General features: G+C 73.3%; 1 pseudogene. It reads right to left on the bottom strand.

Annotated features, from left to right (window positions below):
- Positions 1 to 581: pseudogene (locus KBX53_RS35195) on the bottom strand (ABC transporter permease); the annotation flags it as partial.

Here is a 581-nt window from a genome sequence, read left to right as displayed (position 1 = left end):
CTGCAGCAGGCTGACCCGGGTCGCGATCGTCTGGAAGTCGTCCAGGCCGGTGAACGTCGGTAGGAGCAGCACCCCCGCCGGTTCCTGCCGGAACTGCCCGATCTCCGCGCCCGTCGCGGGTGCCGTGATCCACTCCGGCACCAACGCCACCAGGACGAACCCGAGCACCGCGAGGACCGGCGCGGTGATCACCCGGGGCACGGCCCGGCCGGCGGCCATGCCCAGCCAACCGGCGGCGATCAGCGCCGGAACGCCGACCGCGGCGACGACGATCGTCGCGCTCGGGAAATATCCCGCCGTCGGCACCACCCACCCGGCGGCCACCAGGAAGACCACGACGTACGCGGCGACCACAGTGACCGCGAGAGCGCTGGCGGTCGGCACGACCCGCTGCCACCGTGGCCGGACGGTGCTGGCGAACAACTCGTTGACGCGGCAGCGCGCGTCGCGCCGCCCCAGCCACGCCCCACCGGCCAGCGCGAGTGGCAGCAGCATGATCAGCGTCGACCGGGCGAGCACCGCCAGTTGCATCCACCGCCCCGCGAAGAACTGGGTGGACGACAGCAGCAACGCCGCGCCGG

Origin of the sequence: Micromonospora sp. M51 (assembly GCF_018070305.1) — a bacterium.
Taxonomy (GTDB): Bacteria; Actinomycetota; Actinomycetes; order Mycobacteriales; family Micromonosporaceae; genus Micromonospora; species Micromonospora parva.
This window is presented reverse-complemented; position numbering and strand designations above follow the sequence as displayed.